We start from the raw sequence: 16,037 nt of genomic DNA, 5'->3' as shown, positions 1-16,037 counted from the left end.
ACTGCCAATCCGACGCCGTTGAGGCCAGGCGCCTTCACAATCGAGCGAAGACGCATCGGAGCGATGGCGCGATGTCTTGCGATCAGCCGGCTTCAGGCAACGCGAGTTCCAATGTGAATGTCGCGTCGCCGTAATCGGGGCGGGCTTCACCGGTCTCAATGCCGCGCGCAAACTGGCCAAGTCTGGCGTGAAGGTCGCGCTGATCGAGGCCGAGCATGTCGGATACGGTGCATCGGGGCGCAATGGCGGGCACCTCAACAGTGGTCACTTCGCCAGTTTTGGCGCGGCCAAGGCCCACTTTGGAGAGGCGAAGGCCCGTCGGTTCTGGCGCTCCTACGATGACTCGATCGACATGATCGAAGCCATTATTGCGGAAGAGCGCATCGACTGCAGCTTCCGCAGAGGAGGCAAGCTCAAGCTCGCGTCCAAGCCATCGCATGTCAGGCAGCTGCAGGCCATGTGCGAGGAGATTCGCCGCGAAGTGGATTCCTCGGTGGAGTGGCTATCACGTGGCGATGTCCGCAAGGAACTGGGTTCGGAGGCCTTTCACGGCGCGGTGCTGTCACCCAAGTCGGCGATGATGCATATGGGCCGGTATGCCAATGGCATGGCTGAAGCCGCCGCTCGCCATGGTGCGACGATCTGGGAGCACAATCCTGTGCAGTCCTGCATCCGGGTGTCAGATGGCTGGCGGATCCACTTCGCCGACCGGCTCGCTCGCTGCCCGCCAGGTCATCCTTGCGACCGACGCCTATACGCCAGAGAATTTCGACTACTATCGGCGACGGATGATGCCGATTGCATCTTTCATCGTCGTGACGCGCCCGCTTAGCCCCGAGGAGGTCGCGGCAACCCTGCCCGGCAATCGGAACTACACGAACTCGCTCAACATCGCCAACTACTTCCGGCTCACCCCTGACAACCGACTGTTGTTCGGCGGGCGCGCGAAGTTCTCGGCTGCCTCGAACCAGAAGACGGACGTCGTTCCGGCGAGCTTTTGCGCAAGCAGATGCTCGATATGTTCCCGCAACTGGCCGATGTCGAAATCGACTATTGCTGGGGCGGTCTCGTCGGCTGCACGCAAGACCGCTATCCGCGCGCCGGCACCGCCGCTGGCCTGATCTACGGCATGGGCTATTCAGGACATGGCGCGCAGCTCTCGACGCTGATCGGAAATGTCCCGGACATTGCAATGGGCCGCACGGATACCAATCCAATCGGCGGCATGGACTGGAATGCAGTCCCGCTGCATACCGGCAAGCCGTGGTTCCTGCCAATGGTGGGCAGCTATTATCGGCTGAAGGATATGCTTGCCTGATCCCGCCGACAGGCCCCAAAGCGGCCGACAGACACCGCCAATCGGCGCGCATTGAACCAGGACCTGGCCATCTGGTCGCAGCTATGCGGTCTAGCCTGCGACCTTGATGAGCGCCCGCTCGATGGCTGCAAGGAAGAGGTCGACATGCTCGGCCTGGCAAACGAGCGGCGGGCGCACTTTGAGCGAATCCTCGTTGGCCCCTGTCGTGCTGACAAGGACGCCGTCGTCGCGCATTGCGTTCACGACATCCAGCGCCATTGCCCGCCGGCTTGCCGCCGGGGCACCCTCACGCCCGATGTCGATGCCAAAGAACAGACCGGCGTTTCGGATAGCGCGCACTCCATATGGCTGCTGTGCGAGTTTCTCCAGCCCGGCTCGGAGGCGCTGGCTCGTGGCAAGCGCCTTCTGGGGGATCTGGTCGCGCTGCAGGATCGCCAGCACGGCGTCCGCGGTCGCTATGCCAACCGTATTTCCTGCGAACGTGTTGGAGTAGCGAGATGTGGCGCCAAATTGCTCCATCGGTGCTTTGCGACCGACGACCGCGCCAATTGGAAATCCGTTGCCCATCGGCTTGCCGAGGGTAGCGAGATCGGGAACGATCGCGTGCCGTTCAAACCCCCACATATGAGCGCCGGTTCGCCCAAAGCCGGGCTGAACTTCGTCGGCGATGACGAGACCACCTGCCTCTCGCACCGCCGCAACTCCTCTGGCAATGAAGCCAGGAGGATCGACCCATACGCCATCGCTGGAAAAAATACTGTCGATGAGCAGGGCCGCAACGCCGATGCCACGACGGTTCAGATCTACAATGGCCGCGCGAACCTGCGCCTCGAAAAAGTCTGCAGCCTGGGCTTCCGGCACACCCGCCGGCCCCGGCAGGGAGACCATGCGCACGAACGGGCTGAGCCTGACGGCGTCGCCCAGGTTCGGGGAAACCGCGGCGACAGCCGCGCTGGTGCCGTGATAGGCGTAGCTCGAGACGATCACGCCTTCATTGCCACTCGCAAATCGCGCGATTCGCAGCGCCAGATCGTTGGATTCACTCCCCGTGCAGGTAAAAACCACCCGGTCGAGCTCGCTTGGGAAAGTGTCGACCAGTCGCTCGGCATAGTCGACAAGTTTTGGCTCGAGATAGCGCGTGTTGGCGCTTATCCGGCCCGCCTGCTCAGCCATTGCGGCGTTTACTTCGGGGTGGCAATGGCCGAGCGACGGCACGTTATTGTAGAAATCAAGATAGGCGCGCCCGTCAGGGTCGTAGAGCCACATGCCTTCGCCGCGGACGAAGTGCACGGGCCGGCGGTACTGGAGCCGATAGGAGGCCCCAAGTACTTCGTCACGGCGAGCAATCAGGTCGGACTCGCGCCTCGGAAGGTCGGATTCGCCGGGCCTGTAGCGATTAGGCATGAGATCTGTGGACATGTGCTGCTGCCTATCTGATAGAGTGCCTTGAACAATTCGCGGTTCGTCCTTTGGCTGCCGTGCCGGTCGGGCGGACGAAATGCGTTACGGCTGATACGACGACATTGCCGCCAGGACGGCCGCCTCGCCCGATGCGACACCAAGAGGCGCCAGGATGGAAAGTCCGTGCTCGGCACGCGCGACATTCTTTTTGATGTACTGGGCATCGGCCGGAAAAAGGTGGGACCGCCAGTAGTTGACCAGGATCAACGCGCTTTGCCGCGCCCGCATCAGTCCGACGAGCAGTTTTGCTTCCAGTGCCGAAAGCGCAATGACAGAGGCGTAGCCGGCAACAAGATGCTCGGCTCCGCCCAAAGGAAGTGTCGGATCCCTTACGACGTGACTTGCTGCGATCGCCAGGTCCTGGATCCTGGGGCTCCAGCAGCCATCGCCGAAATCGATGAAACCCATTCCCTGGCCGGTCACCATCATGTTGAATGGGCTGGGATCATTATGGGTTACCTGCCACGCCACATCAGAGATTTGCGGCTCAACGAACTCCGCAAACTCCGACATCGCGACGCGTACGTTATCGGCAACGCTGCCGGATGGCAGGTATTGCTCCAGTTCCATCAACCTCGACCAGCAACCGACATGCCAAAGAACGGGACGGTGAGCCGCCGGCACACTGACCAGCTCAAGAGCCAGATCCAGCCGGGCGAGAGCGCCGCCGGTTCGAAAAAGCAGGTCGGGAGTGGGCGTCGCCTGGTGCAGCGGAATGCCTTCGATCCGGGTCTGCAAGTACCCGCATGTCCCCTCTTGCTCAAACATCAATGCGCCGCCGGTCGTGCGGAGCACTTCGGGTGCAACGAAGCCCGTGAACGCTTGCAATCCGGCCATGGCGGCGGTTTGAAAACGAAAGCTGTCGACCGCCTCCGCTGTTGCCGACGTCTTCAGGATCAACCGGCGGCCGTCCGACAGGTTGACCTCAACGGTGCGCTCAACCTCGGAGGACAATGTCGCGATCGATCCCGTCAATCCGTAGTGGCGCTTCAGCAGTGCCGCCGACATGTCCGGTTCGGAAGCGCCCGGCCGCATCGCCAGGCTTGCGGCGGCAGCGCGAAAATAGGCTTCGGTTGAAGCTGCCGCGTAAGCCAGACGGTTGCGTCCTGCCGTCATAGAGCCATCGAGCTGACCAGCTCCTTCATCGGGGACCAGATCACCATAAGCGCCCAATTCGAAAGATCCTCGCCTGTTGGGGAACCGTTGTTCTTCATGCTTCGACAGATGGAGCGCTCCAACGATGGCGCCCCGCAGGTCTATTTCTCGGGGACGCAAAAAACTGCCCCGTTCCCGGCAAGGCCCGGCCCCATCCTCAGAGTCCGAAGACACCTGGCAGCTGCGTCACATCGCGGATTTCGGTGTATTCGTAAAAGGGATTGGCCGGCTCGTGGCCGCGATTGACCCAGACCTTGCTCTTGATCCCCAGATCATAGGCGGACATCAGGTCGTGGCGGAAAGACGAGGACACATGCGTGATATCCTCCGGGCCGCAACCCAGCATGTCGAACATGTACTCGAACGCCTTGAAGTGCGGCTTGTAGGCACCCGCCTCTTCAGCGGTCAAGACGGCATGAAAGGGCGCACCGAGCCTTGCCACGTTCGCCGGAATCTGGGCCACCATGGAGTTCGTCAGGGTGACCAACGGAATTTCCTTGGCCAGCTTGGCCAATCCCTCGGGAACGTCCGGATGCGGCCCCCAAGTCGGGATGCGGTTGTAGATCGTTTCGGCGTCTTCGGCACGGAATGCGACGCTGTTGCGGCGGCAGGTGCGTTCCAGTGCGTTGTGAACGACATCTGCATAAGGCTTCCAGTCCTGCAGCACCTCATCGAGGCGGTAGCCCTGGAAGTTTCTGATGAATTCGTCCATGCGCGGCCCATCCAGAAGATGACCGAACAGGTCCCTGGCGGCTTCCGCCATTTGGAAATTGATGAGCGTGCCGTGGCAATCAAACGTCACGTATTTCGGCCGGAAGCGATCCATGTCCTTGGTTCCTGTCAATCTGCCCTATCAGCCGAGCATAATCGCAGGCGTCCGGCAGAATGTGCGGCAATGCATGGTCATTCAGCACAAGGCCCTCCGGTCGACAGCCAAACCAGCACGCCCTTTCGCAGCGCTGTCTCTTTCGCCCCGCCTGAGCCGATACGGGCGCAAAGGCGACCTTATTTTCTTAGTTTAGCTGTTCTCAAGCACCTGCCGCTTGAACGATGTCTCGGACTCTGCGGTCAGCCAATCGCGCAATGCGGAGAGGCCGGTTGAAACAATGATCGACTTCGGATGGATCAGGCCGTAGTCCGTCCCGTCGCGATCAAAGCCGAGTGGTGCTTCCAATCGCCCATTCGCGACGTCATCCGTTGCAATCGCCTGGGGGGCAAGAGCAACGCCAAGACCACCCAGGGCCGCTTCTGTCATCAGGAAATGATGATCCAGCAATCGGGTCGTTCGAGGACGCGGCGCATCCATGTGCACGTCGAGCCACGCTTCCCAGGCATCCGGTCGCGTCCGTGATCCGAGCGCCACATAGTCGCCACTCTCGAACCGCTTGCGCAGGGATGGCAGCATGACCGGACCGACGCGCTCGGGCATCAGCCTGATGATGGTCCATTCCGGGTCCACCGGAAAATCGAGACGGCGGATCGCAAGCGTCACCCGGTCACGCGCGAAGTCGAGCCCTCCGCCGCCGGTCGACAGATGCACCTCGACATCCGGGTATCGATCCTGAAACCCAGACAAGCGGGGGATCAGCCAGCGCATCGCCAGCGAGCGCTCGCAGGACAAGATGATCGGAATGGGCGTCGATCTGGATCTGATCTCTGCCAAGGCATCAGTGATTAAATGGAACGCCTTGCCGCTTGCGTCTGCCAGTTTCGCGCCATCGGAGGTCAGACGCACCCCTCGCCCGTCCGCTTCGAGCAAGCGCAAACCAAGATCGGCGGAAAGTTTGGAGATGCGGCGGCTGACTGCACCATGCGTCAGAGCGAGTTCGGCGGCCGCAGCACGCACAGATCCCAGACGCGCCACTGTCTGGAAGGCACGCAGATCGTCCAAAGAAGGTACGTCAGATCGTTTCATTGGTGATCGTGTATCACCACTAATCGTCAGATCATATGGATAATCGATGCCGATCGTTCTGCTATTATCACCAACATGAAGCAGACCACATCTCTCCTGATCGGGATAGTCTCCGACGACCTGACCAGTGCTACCGACGGCGCGGCGGCCTTTCTCGCGAGAGGCTATGCACCTGTGATCAAGCGACAAGTCGACGGCGCGGAGAATGGAGCTATCACTTCGATCGATACCAACAGCCGCACCTCCGACATCTCGCAGGCAAGAAAGGCTACGGCCGACGCCGTGTCTGCCCTCTCGAATGCCCGCCTTCTCTTCAAAACGATCGATTCGACCCTGCGCGGCCATATCCGCGTGGAAGTCGCCGCCGCCTTTCGCGCCAGCGGCCGGAGCAGGCTTGTCATCGCTCCAGCCTTTCCCGCAGCGGGGCGGCTCACCGTCGGCGGGACCCAGACGGTGAACGGCATTCCCGTGAGTCAAAGCGTCTACGGCCGCGATCCAGTCCATCCCGCAGGCACATCCCACATTGCTAATCTGGTCGACCCGTCCCTGGGGAGACCGATCATTCTCGCCCCAGACAGTACCGGCGATGCGGCGACGAACGCATCCATTCTGATCCTCGATGCCTGCAGCCAGGGCGTACTGAACCGGCAAGTCGCCAGCATCCCCGATCCTGAGACTGTTCTTTGGGTGGGCTCTCCTGGTCTCGCCATCGCGCTGGCATCGCTGCTTCCTGCCGTGCCGGACGGGCGTCCGGTAACGCGCAAAGCCGCCGGGCGGGTGGTGATCGTCGCAGGAAGCGCCAATCCGGTGACGCGCGCCCAATGCGAGACCTTGCAGGTACAAGGCGTTCCCGTCGTCAGCAACCTGGTCGACGCTCCCGGCGACGCCCGTGTGATTTGTCTTCGGGCACCGCTGCAACGGCAGGAGAATGCCAGCGCGGTGACGACGAACCTCGCCGCACAAGCAGCCGCAGCGGTCGCCCGGCGCGACTATGACGCGGTGATCGCCACCGGCGGCGAGACGATGGCGGCGATCCTCGACCGCCTCGGCATCAGCCGTTTCTGTCTCACCCGCGAGCTGGAGCCCGGCTTTCCGGTCGGCCGCGCCGAACGGGCGGACGGAACGCCGCTCACCATCGCCATGAAGGCGGGAGGCTTCGGCTCACCCTCTGCACTCCTTGATGCCGCCCGCGACCTGCTGGCAAACCGCTTCCCTGAAAGGCTGATTCATGACCGCCCATGACGCTCCTCTCGCCGTGACCATGGGTGACCCCTCCGGCATCGGCCCCGAGATCATTGCAAAAATGTATCTCCGTCGCCCGCACAAGCGACACTGGATCGTCGTCGGTGATCCGCTGGTGATGACCCACGCCCTTTGCGCGCTCGATGCTGATGTGCGGATCCGGCCGATCGCTTCCGTCGATGAGACCGTGCTCGATGACGGAACCCTCAACGTGCTTTGCTCCTCGCAGCTTTCCGCCCTGCCACCGGTCAGCCAGGTTTCGGCCGTCAGTGGACGCGCGGCGTTCGACGCCATCGTTGTCGCGATCGGACTGGCGCGGGACGGCTGGGTGGGCGGCATCGTAACGGCACCGATTCACAAGGAGGCCCTCGCAGCAGCCGGTCTGCACTATCCCGGCCACACCGAAATCCTGGCCGATCATGGCGGGGCTCTCAAGGTCGCCATGATGCTGGCGAACGAGGACATCCGCACGGTTCTCGTCACCATCCATTGTTCGCTGTCCGAGGCGATCCGCAAAGGCGATTTCGCGGCGCAGATGGACGCGATCCGGTTGGCCCATGCCGGTGCGCAGGCGCTTGGCATCTCCCATCCACGCGTCGCCGTCGCCGGCCTCAATCCGCATGCCGGCGAAGGCGGTCTCTTCGGAGACGAGGAAATCCGCATCATCCGGCCGGCAATCGAGGCGGCCCGTGCCGAAGGCATCGACGCCTCCGGCCCATGGCCAGGCGACACCGTGTTCATGCAGGCCCGCAAGGGCCGTTTCGACATCGTGGTCGCCCAGTATCACGACCAGGGTCTCATCCCGGTCAAATATATGGGCCTCGACCATGGCGTGAACGTCACGCTGGGCCTGCCATTCGTGCGCACCAGCCCCGATCACGGCACCGCCTTCGATATCGCAGGGTCTGGCGTTGCCGACCCCTCCAGCCTGGAGGCCGCATTCGACTACGCCCTTAGGCTCAAGGCCTCCCTCCCGAACCAGAAAGCCGACACCCCATGACCCAGTTCGACTTCATCTTCATGCTGACACGTAACGACCGCACCGTGACCGACGCCGCCGTCCACGCCAAAACGGCGCTCCGGGCCGGAATCCGCCACATCGGCTTCAAGGACATCGGCCTGCCGCTCGACGCGCTCGCCGCCCTCGCCCGCCAGATCCGCGGGGGCGGAGCCAGCACTTATCTTGAAGTTGTATCGCTCGACCGCGACAGCGAGATCGCCTCGGTCAAGGCGGCGATCGACCTCGGCGTCGACTATCTTCTCGGTGGCACCCATGCCGAAGACGTGCTGCCGCTGCTGGAAGGGACGCCCATCCGCTACTATCCGTTTCCGGGTCGCATCGTCGGGCATCCGAGCATTTTGGAAGGATCGCAGGCCGAGATCGTCAAAAGCGCGGTCGCGCTCGCCAGCCATCCCGGTGTCGCCGGTCTCGACCTTCTCGCCTACCGTTCGGCAGGCAATGTGCCGTCTCTGATCGACGCTGTGTGCCGGGCCGTGCCCAAGCCCGTTATCGTCGCGGGATCGGTGGACCGGCCGGATCAGATCAACACCATTCGCAACAGTGGCGCAGCGGGGTTTACCGTCGGCACCTCGGCGCTGGACGGCCGGTTCCCGGCAGAGGGCCCCGCACTGGAATTCCAGCTGCGGGCGATCTCGGCGTCCCTCTAACGACATCAAGAGAGCGTGGGAGGTTAGTCCTGGTCAAAATAATCTAATCACAAATTGAACTCAGCACGGCGGCGCTTCGAACGATCGAGGAAGCTCCAGGCCAGAGTTCTCTGCCACTACATCCGATCGCAAGACAGACGCCCAGTCGACGCACCTGCCCGCGCGCCGTCGCAACATCGAGGTCTTTGATGCCACGCCCGATCGTCGAACGGGCCAGACCGGTGATCTCAGACACCGCCGCAAGCCCACAACCCGCAGCACGAGCCTCACTCGCAGCGAATACCCGGCGCCCACGCTCGTCCCGCTTCGAGCCGTCCGCCTTCCACCGCTGCTCGATTCTGCGTCGGTCGATCATGCCCGATCGGTAACCCACAAAGCGACCGAATAGAATCGTAACCTGATGAGTCAAACCGACGCAGACGTCACCAAATCCGATTACAGGCATAGACAGCGCCACCTGCCCCTCTGCGCCTGGCGAAGATGTCGCCTAGAAATAGCCGAGGATCGATTTGACCTCGAGGTACTCCAACATGCCTTCGATGCCATATTCGCGTCCGTTTCCGGACTGCTTGAAACCGCCAAACGGGGCGTGCGGATCCCAGGCCGGGTAGTTGAGATGAACCTGACCGGCGCGAATCCGCGAGGCGACGTCCCTGACGGCGCCCATATCCTCGCCCTGCACATGGGCCCCAAGGCCGTAGACCGTATCGTTGGCGATAGTGACGGCCTCCTCGACTGTGTCGTAGGGGATGATGCACAGAACTGGCCCGAAGACCTCTTCCTGGGCAATGCGCATGCCTGTGCGCACGTCGGAAAAGATGGTCGGCTTCACGTAGAACCCGACGCTCATTTCGTCCGCGCGACCCGACCCGCCGGTGAGGAGCCTGGCGCCCTCCGAAATGCCGACGCCGATCATGGTTTGGATGCGGTCGAACTGGGAACGGTTGGCGATTGCACCGTGAGTGGTGGCTTCTGAAAGCGGATCACCGACGATGATCTGGGCCGCGGCCCTCTTGGCGATTGCCTCGATCTCGGGCAGCCGCGAGCGCGGCACGATCATACGCGTCGGCGCGCTGCATGACTGGCCGAGATTGCGGAAGGCGGCGGCTACGCCCAGCGAAACGGCGCGATCGAAATCGGCGTCGGGCAAAATCACGTTCGGCGACTTGCCGCCGAGCTCCTGTCCGACGCGCTTGACCGTCGGCGCGGCGGCCTGGGCCACCGCGATGCCGGCACGGGTGGAGCCGGTAATGGAGATCATGTCGACATCCGCGTGCGAGGCGAGACCCATACCCACGCCTGGGCCGTCACCATTGACGAGGTTGAAGACACCGGCAGGGAAGCCGGCTTCCTCAATCGCCTCGGCGAACAGAAGGGCGTCCAAAGGAGAGAGCTCGCTTGGCTTCAGCACGACCGTGCAGCCTGCGGCCAGCGCCGGCGCAACCTTGGCGGTGATCTGGTAGAGTGGCCAGTTCCAGGGCGTGATCAGGGCGCAGACACCGATCGGCTCGTGGGTGACGGCGCTGTGGCCGCGCTGCTCGACGAAGGGGAAGGTTTTCAGGACATCGCGAGCGACCTGCACATGGGCGATCGCCAGCGGCACCTGCGCGGTGCGCGCATATCCGATCGCCGCGCCCATTTCGAGGCTCAAGCATTGCGCAAGCAGTTCATTGCGCGCTTCGAGCAGCGCCTGCAGGCGATCAAGCAAGCCCGCGCGGTATTCCGGCCTGGTACGGCTCCAGGTGGCGAACGCCCGGCGGGCCGCTGAAACGGCCGCGTCCACATCCCAGCTGTTTCCGAGCGGAAACCGTGTCACGACCTCTTCGGTGGCGGGATTCACGACGACGCCCTCGGCGGTGCCCTTCGGCTCGACCCATTGACCGTCGATGAAGAACTTGTCCAGGCGGCCATTGCGGGACAGGTGTTCGAGGGGCGAAATCATGTGACAAGGTCCTTCATGCGGTAATAAGCGCCGAGGATCGGCAGGAACCAGGGTCGCCCGAAATAACCAGGGATCGCCGGCCAATCGAAATCCTTCCAGGGGTTCAGGTCGGGACGCCCGTTCATGACATCGGCCATGATGCTGCCCATCAGCGTCGACATCTGGGTGCCGTGGCCGCTATAGCCCATCGAGTAGTAGATTCCGTTGCGCTCTCCGGCGCGCGGCAGCCGGTCGCGCGTCATGTCGACCATACCGCCCCAGCAGTAGTCGATCCGGGTGTCGGCCAGTTCCGGATAGACCTCGACCATCGCCGCTTTCAGGATCCGGCCGCTCTTTTCGTCGGATTGCGGATTGGACACCGCAAACCGGGCCCGCCCGCCGAACAGCATGCGATTGTCCGGGGTCAGCCGCCAGTAGACGACGAGGTTACGCGTGTCGACGACATTGCGGCGGGTCGGCATGAGGCGCTGAAGCTGCCCAGGCGACAGCGGTTCCGTCACGACCAAAAAGGCGCCGACCGGCACGATCCGGCGGCGGATCCATCCGAGCGGACCGACCTTGGAAATGCCGCTCGCCAGCAGAACCTGCCGCGCAACGATCTTGCCCCTTGGGGTCTCGACCTCATGCCCGTCGGCGATCTTGCGCAAAGCCATGACGGGCGCGCGTTCATAGACCTCCGCGCCACGTCGTGCGGCGGCGGTCGCCAGCCCCCGGACGAACCGGCCGACATGCATGCTGGCACTCTTGGGAAAGAGCAGCCCGCCATAGTAGCGGTTGGTGCCGACTTCGTCTCGCAGGTCGGCGCGCGCGATCATCCTCGTTCCGGGATCGACATTGGCCGCCAAGAGTTCCTGGCTGCGCGCCAGCACGTCGTAGTGCTCGAGCTTGGCGGCAAGCTTGAGCTTGCCGACGCGGGAGAAGCTGCAGTCGATCTTTTCTTCCTGCACCAACCGCTCGACCATATCGACGCCGGCGTCGAAAGCCTTGTAGAGCGCGTTTGCGGCCGGCTTGCCGTGCTTGCCGGCCATGATTGCATAGTTCTGGGCAAAACCGTTGTTGCACATCCCGCCATTGCGGCCGGATGCGGCGTTGCCTATGGTTTCGGCCTCCAACAGTGCAACCCTGGCGCCCTTCTTGGCAAGGGCCAGTGCCGCGGAAGATCCGGTCAGGCCGCCGCCCACAACCGCTACATCGTAGTGGCCTTCGAGCGGTTTGGACGTGCCCTCGTTGAACGGCTGAGAGGTGTCCAGCCAATAAGATGTAAGCTTCATGATTGCACCACCAGTGCGTCAGTTTGCATGGGCGCCATGCAAAGCGTTGCGATTGGAGCCCCTACCATCCGCGGATCCGCTCCCAACGCGCTTCGATCCTGGGACTGTCCCCGTCGACGACGGCGTAGAGGTGATGCTGGGCGGCCATCGCGCAGGCATGGTTGGGCAGAATCCGGACCCGAGCCCCGAGCGGCAAATCGGGCATGGACTTTCCAGAACCGGCACGAATGGCGAGGATACCGTGTTCCTGGCTGGCCTGCGCCACGATCACATCTTCGAGCACCCGCCCCTTTTCGTCGCAGACCACGCCGTAACCCTGGTCGATCTGCTGGTTTGCGGTTCCCCGGTCGCGTGAAAGCGCCATCCACCCGGCGTCGACCAGCACCCATCCCTTTTCCGGCTTGGACCCGATCACCGTGGCCAACACGGAAATTGCGATATCGTCGAGACCGCAGACCCCTACCCCGTGCTGGACGAGGTCAAAGAACATGTAGACCCCGGCGCGCAGCTCCGTGACGCCTTCGAGGTTCTCGGCGAAGTGCGCCGTCGGCGTCGAGCCGAGGCTGACGATCGGGCAGGCATGGCCGTGGGCGCGCAAAGTTTCGGCGGCGCGCACGGTGGCCGAACGCTCGTCCTCGGCTGCCTTGACCAGCGCATCGGGCGTGCTCAAGCCATAGGACTCGCCGGCATGGGCGAGGACGCCGACCAGGTTGGCGCCCGCTGCGACGACCCTGTTGGCCACCTCGAGCAGCTTGGGATCGTCCGGCTTCAATCCACCGCGATGGTCATCGCAGTCCAGTTCGATGAAGACGGACGGCGTCACGCCGGTGACTTCGCGTACACCGGCCAGGGCGTCGGCCTGCTCCACGGAATCGAGCAACAGCTTCACATCAGCGCCGGTACGGCGATAAAGCTCCATGGCGCGGACGGCCGAAGCCGGCGACATGCCGACTGCGTAGGTGATGTCTCGAAAGCCGTGGCCGGCGAAATACTCCGCCTCGGCGATAGTCGAGACCGTGATCGGACCGGGTTCGCGGGGGAACACATGTCGGGCGACGTCGATGCTTTTGGCCGTCTTCATATGCGGGCGCAGCACCACGCCAAGCTTTCTGGCATGCTCGGCCAGACGCTGGATGTTGCGCTCGAGCCGCTTCCGGTCCAAAAGCAGCGACGGGGTGATGAGGGCATCGATCGTTTGGGCCGCCTCACGCATCTTTACATTCGTATCCATCGCTCCCCTACCTCATTCCTTAACCGAACGACTGATTTGCCAAGGTATACATGCGGGCCGTCCCGTCGGAGACGGGCCGTCGCCCCTTGACCATCGCGATCACAGCACCGACACGGGCGAGGCCCAGGCTATCCAGCCAGTCGCCCAATCCGTGTTCGGCATAGACGTCGATGCGCACGAATTGGCCGTGAAGCGTCGCAAGCTGCGCCAGGATCAGGAGCCGCGCGTCCTGCGCGCTTTCGGCTGCAACAGGGCCGACCACGTAGCCGCGGCCGAACCGCCTGGCGATGGCGTAGCCTGCAATACGCCCCGCGCGTTCGATGACCGAAACATTGCCAGCATCAGCGAGCGCAGCCACCATCGACGGCCGGGGCATGCCTGTCGCCCGCTCGTCAAAAGCCTGGATCGCCGCGAGGTCGGAGACCGTCGCCTGACGGATGTCGTCGCGCGCACCCTGCGTCACGGCAACGGTCAGCGGGCCCTGGTGCTGAATCACCGTGCCCCAGGCATTGAAGCCGCGTCGCTTGTAGAGCGCGAGCCCCTCTTGCGTCGAATTGAGCAGCACGTTGCGCCCGTCCGTGGCCTGAAGCAACCCGTCAAAAAGCCGGGAGCCGTTGCCGCCGCCTTGCGCGGAGCCAGTGACTATGATCATCCCGGCAGTGGCATAGGCCTGTCCGTAATTCCAGGACATGGCAGTGCCGATCACCTGTCCTGCCCGCTCGAGGACCAGCCCATTGCCGACCTTCACGGCAAATTCCCAGTCCTCCTGGCGATAAGGCCAGCCCATCTCCTGCGACAGCTTCAGCGCGCCCGGCACATGGCGGGTCTCGAATTTCATCAGCTCGGTCGGGGCGCTGACGCTATCCCTGTCATGATCAACGGCCATAGGTGCAACGCTGTCGCTTGATCCAAAGTCACATTTGTAGTCGGACCTTAGAGTGGCGACCGGCGGGCAGATTTCGCTGCTGTTATGCCCCTTCAATTCAGCGGGATCATTCGTTTTGAGCCGTCCGTCGGCATGCCATATGGCGCAAATCGGGCGAGGAACGCGGCAAGACCACTCGGGCGTCGTCAGGCGAGGTGCAATGCAGACCTCAGCGGCATCTTTCGGTCGCAGCCTGCCACTCGCCTGACCAACCTCAATGCAATTTGAGACGCGGACGGACAACTCGGTTGACATGGCCGACCAGGATAAGAGCCAGGCCCTTGATCCAGCCATGTATGGCCACCAGGTGCATGCGGTACAAAGACACGTAGATCATCCTGGCGAGGCGCCCTTCGATCGCCATCCGCCCTCCGACGAGATTTCCCATCAAGCTGCCGACGGTGGAAAACCGGCTCAACGACACGAGCGAGCCCTTGTCCCGATAGACAAATGCTTCCGGCGTTTCCCCGGCAATCAAGTGAAGAATGTTGCGATAAGCGGTCGATGCCATCTGGTGGGCGGCCTGAGCGCGTGGCGGCACCGGGCCGCCCGCCCCTTCCGGCTTGAAAAAGCAGCAATCGCCGATAGCGAAGATGCGCTCGTCCCGGCTCGTTTGGAGGGTGGGAAGGACGACAAGTTGCCTGCTGCGCGCCACCTCAAGTCCGTCGAGCTCTCCCAGAATATTTGCCCCCTGCACTCCTGCAGCCCAGACGCAAATATTGGCGTGTATCTGCTCCCCGGTAGCACACCTCAGTCCCTGTTCCGTTGCTTCGGATACAGCCGTGTTTGCGAGCACCCGGACGCCGAGGGCCTCAAGTTCCTGATGCGCGGCCTTTGCTAAAGCTTCTGGGAGAGCCGGAAGGATCCGCGGCCCGGCCTCTATCAAAGTGACCCTCAGCCGGGTCTCGTCGAAGACTTCCAGGCCATAATGTCTGAGAGATGATGCAGCATTGTAGAGTTCAGCAGCGAGTTCGACGCCTGTCGCGCCGCCACCTACGATAGCTATATCAACAAAAGCGTCGTCGGTTGAATCAGCTGACATTGTCCTGGAAACTCGAAGACAATGATTCAACAACTTCAATCGAAAGCGATCCGCTTGGTGACGGTCTTCGAGGAAAAGGCAATGATCCTTGACTCCGGGAGTGCCGAAGTCGTTTGAAACCGACCCGATTGCGATAACGAGGTAGTCGTATCGGAGCCGATGTCGACCGACCAGTTCCGACCCGTCATCGTCGAATATCGGCGCCACTGTGACCTGCCGCGCGGTGCGATCGATGGCCTCCAGCGACCCGTAGAAGAAGCGGTAGCCCCAACGGTGCCCGTGGCCGCGGTAGCCCACTTCGTCAAGATTTGCGTCGAGTGATCCGGCCGCAACCTCATGGAGCAGCGGCTTCCAGACATGGGTGTGGTTCCGCTCGACAAGAATGATATCGAAATCCTTGCGGCCGAGACGTGCTCCGAGCCGGCGCACGAGTCCAAGACCTCCAGCCCCACCGCCAACGACGACAATTTGGGTCTTCATTCGTGCTTGCCCGGTTTCGTTGAGGGATGCCTCTCAGCACGACTACCCGATGTCAAAGGCGCCAGATGGCAATCAAGTCCTGGATTCGATAGCCCTGAATGATAAAGAAGCGTCATCATCGCCCTCACGAACTCAAAAATCGCGCTATTCCCGGACGTTCATGCCGCGAATGGCGAGCCCTGTAGTCCAGCCCCAAGGCCGCCCTCACCAATCCATGACAACCTTGCCGGAATTGCCGCTCTTCATCGCCTCGAAGCCGGAAATATAGTCGTCCACACCGATGCGGTGCGTGATCAGGCCGCTGACATCCAGCGGACCCTGCACCAGCGCGATCATCTTGTACCAGGTCTCGAACATTTCGCGGCCATAGATGCCCTTGAGATGCAG

General features: G+C 62.6%; 12 protein-coding genes and 3 pseudogenes. 4 read left to right on the top strand and 11 right to left on the bottom strand.

Annotated features, from left to right (window positions below; genetic code table 11):
* Nucleotides 1–76 precede the first annotated feature (76 nt).
* Nucleotides 77–1,318: pseudogene (locus tag AC0L15_RS16085) on the top strand (NAD(P)/FAD-dependent oxidoreductase).
* 90 nt (nucleotides 1,319–1,408) lie between these two features.
* Here the strand turns inward: AC0L15_RS16085 and AC0L15_RS16080 are convergent.
* The 4 genes from AC0L15_RS16080 to AC0L15_RS16065 form a co-directional block, all read right to left on the bottom strand.
* Nucleotides 1,409–2,737, bottom strand: a complete 1,329-nt coding sequence (locus AC0L15_RS16080) for an aspartate aminotransferase family protein (RefSeq protein ID WP_287248609.1) — start codon at nucleotides 2,735–2,737, stop codon at nucleotides 1,409–1,411.
* An 84-nt stretch (nucleotides 2,738–2,821) separates the two neighbouring features.
* Nucleotides 2,822–3,952, bottom strand: a complete 1,131-nt coding sequence (locus AC0L15_RS16075) for a phosphotransferase enzyme family protein (protein ID WP_287248607.1) — start codon at nucleotides 3,950–3,952, stop codon at nucleotides 2,822–2,824.
* A gap of 139 nt (nucleotides 3,953–4,091) precedes the next feature.
* Entirely contained in the window at nucleotides 4,092–4,760 is a 669-nt protein-coding gene (locus AC0L15_RS16070; protein ID WP_287248605.1) for a haloacid dehalogenase type II, read from the bottom strand.
* A gap of 192 nt (nucleotides 4,761–4,952) precedes the next feature.
* Nucleotides 4,953–5,849 (bottom strand): LysR family transcriptional regulator, encoded by an 897-nt coding sequence (locus AC0L15_RS16065; protein ID WP_287248603.1) that lies wholly within the window; start codon nucleotides 5,847–5,849, stop codon nucleotides 4,953–4,955.
* A gap of 75 nt (nucleotides 5,850–5,924) precedes the next feature.
* Between AC0L15_RS16065 and AC0L15_RS16060 the strand changes: the two genes are divergently transcribed.
* The 3 genes from AC0L15_RS16060 to AC0L15_RS16050 are packed head-to-tail and all read left to right on the top strand — an operon-like array spanning nucleotide 5,925 to nucleotide 8,759.
* Nucleotides 5,925–7,091: a four-carbon acid sugar kinase family protein gene (locus tag AC0L15_RS16060; protein ID WP_473496568.1), complete on the top strand. Its 1,167-nt coding sequence runs from the start codon at nucleotides 5,925–5,927 to the stop codon at nucleotides 7,089–7,091.
* Nucleotides 7,078–8,091, top strand: coding sequence for a 4-hydroxythreonine-4-phosphate dehydrogenase PdxA (gene pdxA / locus AC0L15_RS16055; protein ID WP_473496567.1), 1,014 nt, complete (start codon nucleotides 7,078–7,080; stop codon nucleotides 8,089–8,091). Before AC0L15_RS16060 ends, pdxA begins: the two co-directional genes overlap by 14 nt.
* Nucleotides 8,088–8,759 (top strand): beta/alpha barrel domain-containing protein, encoded by a 672-nt coding sequence (locus AC0L15_RS16050; protein WP_287248599.1) that lies wholly within the window; start codon nucleotides 8,088–8,090, stop codon nucleotides 8,757–8,759. Before pdxA ends, AC0L15_RS16050 begins: the two co-directional genes overlap by 4 nt.
* 139 nt (nucleotides 8,760–8,898) lie before the next feature.
* Here the strand turns inward: AC0L15_RS16050 and AC0L15_RS16045 are convergent.
* From AC0L15_RS16045 to tdh, 7 genes and pseudogenes are all read right to left on the bottom strand, one after another.
* Nucleotides 8,899–9,114, bottom strand: a pseudogene (locus tag AC0L15_RS16045) (ISAzo13 family transposase); the annotation flags it as partial.
* Nucleotides 9,115–9,246: 132 nt separating this feature from the next.
* Complete coding sequence (locus AC0L15_RS16040) at nucleotides 9,247–10,701, bottom strand: aldehyde dehydrogenase family protein (RefSeq protein ID WP_287248598.1); 1,455 nt, start codon at nucleotides 10,699–10,701, stop codon at nucleotides 9,247–9,249.
* Nucleotides 10,698–11,972: an NAD(P)/FAD-dependent oxidoreductase gene (locus tag AC0L15_RS16035; protein WP_287248597.1), complete on the bottom strand. Its 1,275-nt coding sequence runs from the start codon at nucleotides 11,970–11,972 to the stop codon at nucleotides 10,698–10,700. The genes AC0L15_RS16040 and AC0L15_RS16035 overlap by 4 nt, the downstream gene beginning before the upstream one ends.
* A gap of 61 nt (nucleotides 11,973–12,033) precedes the next feature.
* Nucleotides 12,034–13,203 carry an alanine racemase gene (locus AC0L15_RS16030; protein WP_473496566.1) on the bottom strand — a complete coding sequence of 390 codons (1,170 nt, stop codon included), beginning with the start codon at nucleotides 13,201–13,203 and terminating at the stop codon, nucleotides 12,034–12,036.
* A 19-nt stretch (nucleotides 13,204–13,222) separates the two neighbouring features.
* Nucleotides 13,223–14,041 (bottom strand): GNAT family N-acetyltransferase, encoded by an 819-nt coding sequence (locus tag AC0L15_RS16025; RefSeq protein ID WP_473496565.1) that lies wholly within the window; start codon nucleotides 14,039–14,041, stop codon nucleotides 13,223–13,225.
* A gap of 301 nt (nucleotides 14,042–14,342) precedes the next feature.
* A complete protein-coding gene (locus AC0L15_RS16020; RefSeq protein ID WP_091590903.1) occupies nucleotides 14,343–15,650 on the bottom strand; it encodes an NAD(P)/FAD-dependent oxidoreductase in 1,308 nt (435 codons plus the stop codon).
* A gap of 204 nt (nucleotides 15,651–15,854) precedes the next feature.
* Nucleotides 15,855–16,037 (bottom strand): annotated as a pseudogene (gene tdh, locus AC0L15_RS16015) (L-threonine 3-dehydrogenase); the annotation flags it as partial.

The organism is Mesorhizobium sp. WSM4846, assembly GCF_055811415.1.
The sequence above is the reverse complement of the archived record's forward strand: the minus strand, read 5'-3'. Positions and strand labels throughout refer to the sequence as shown.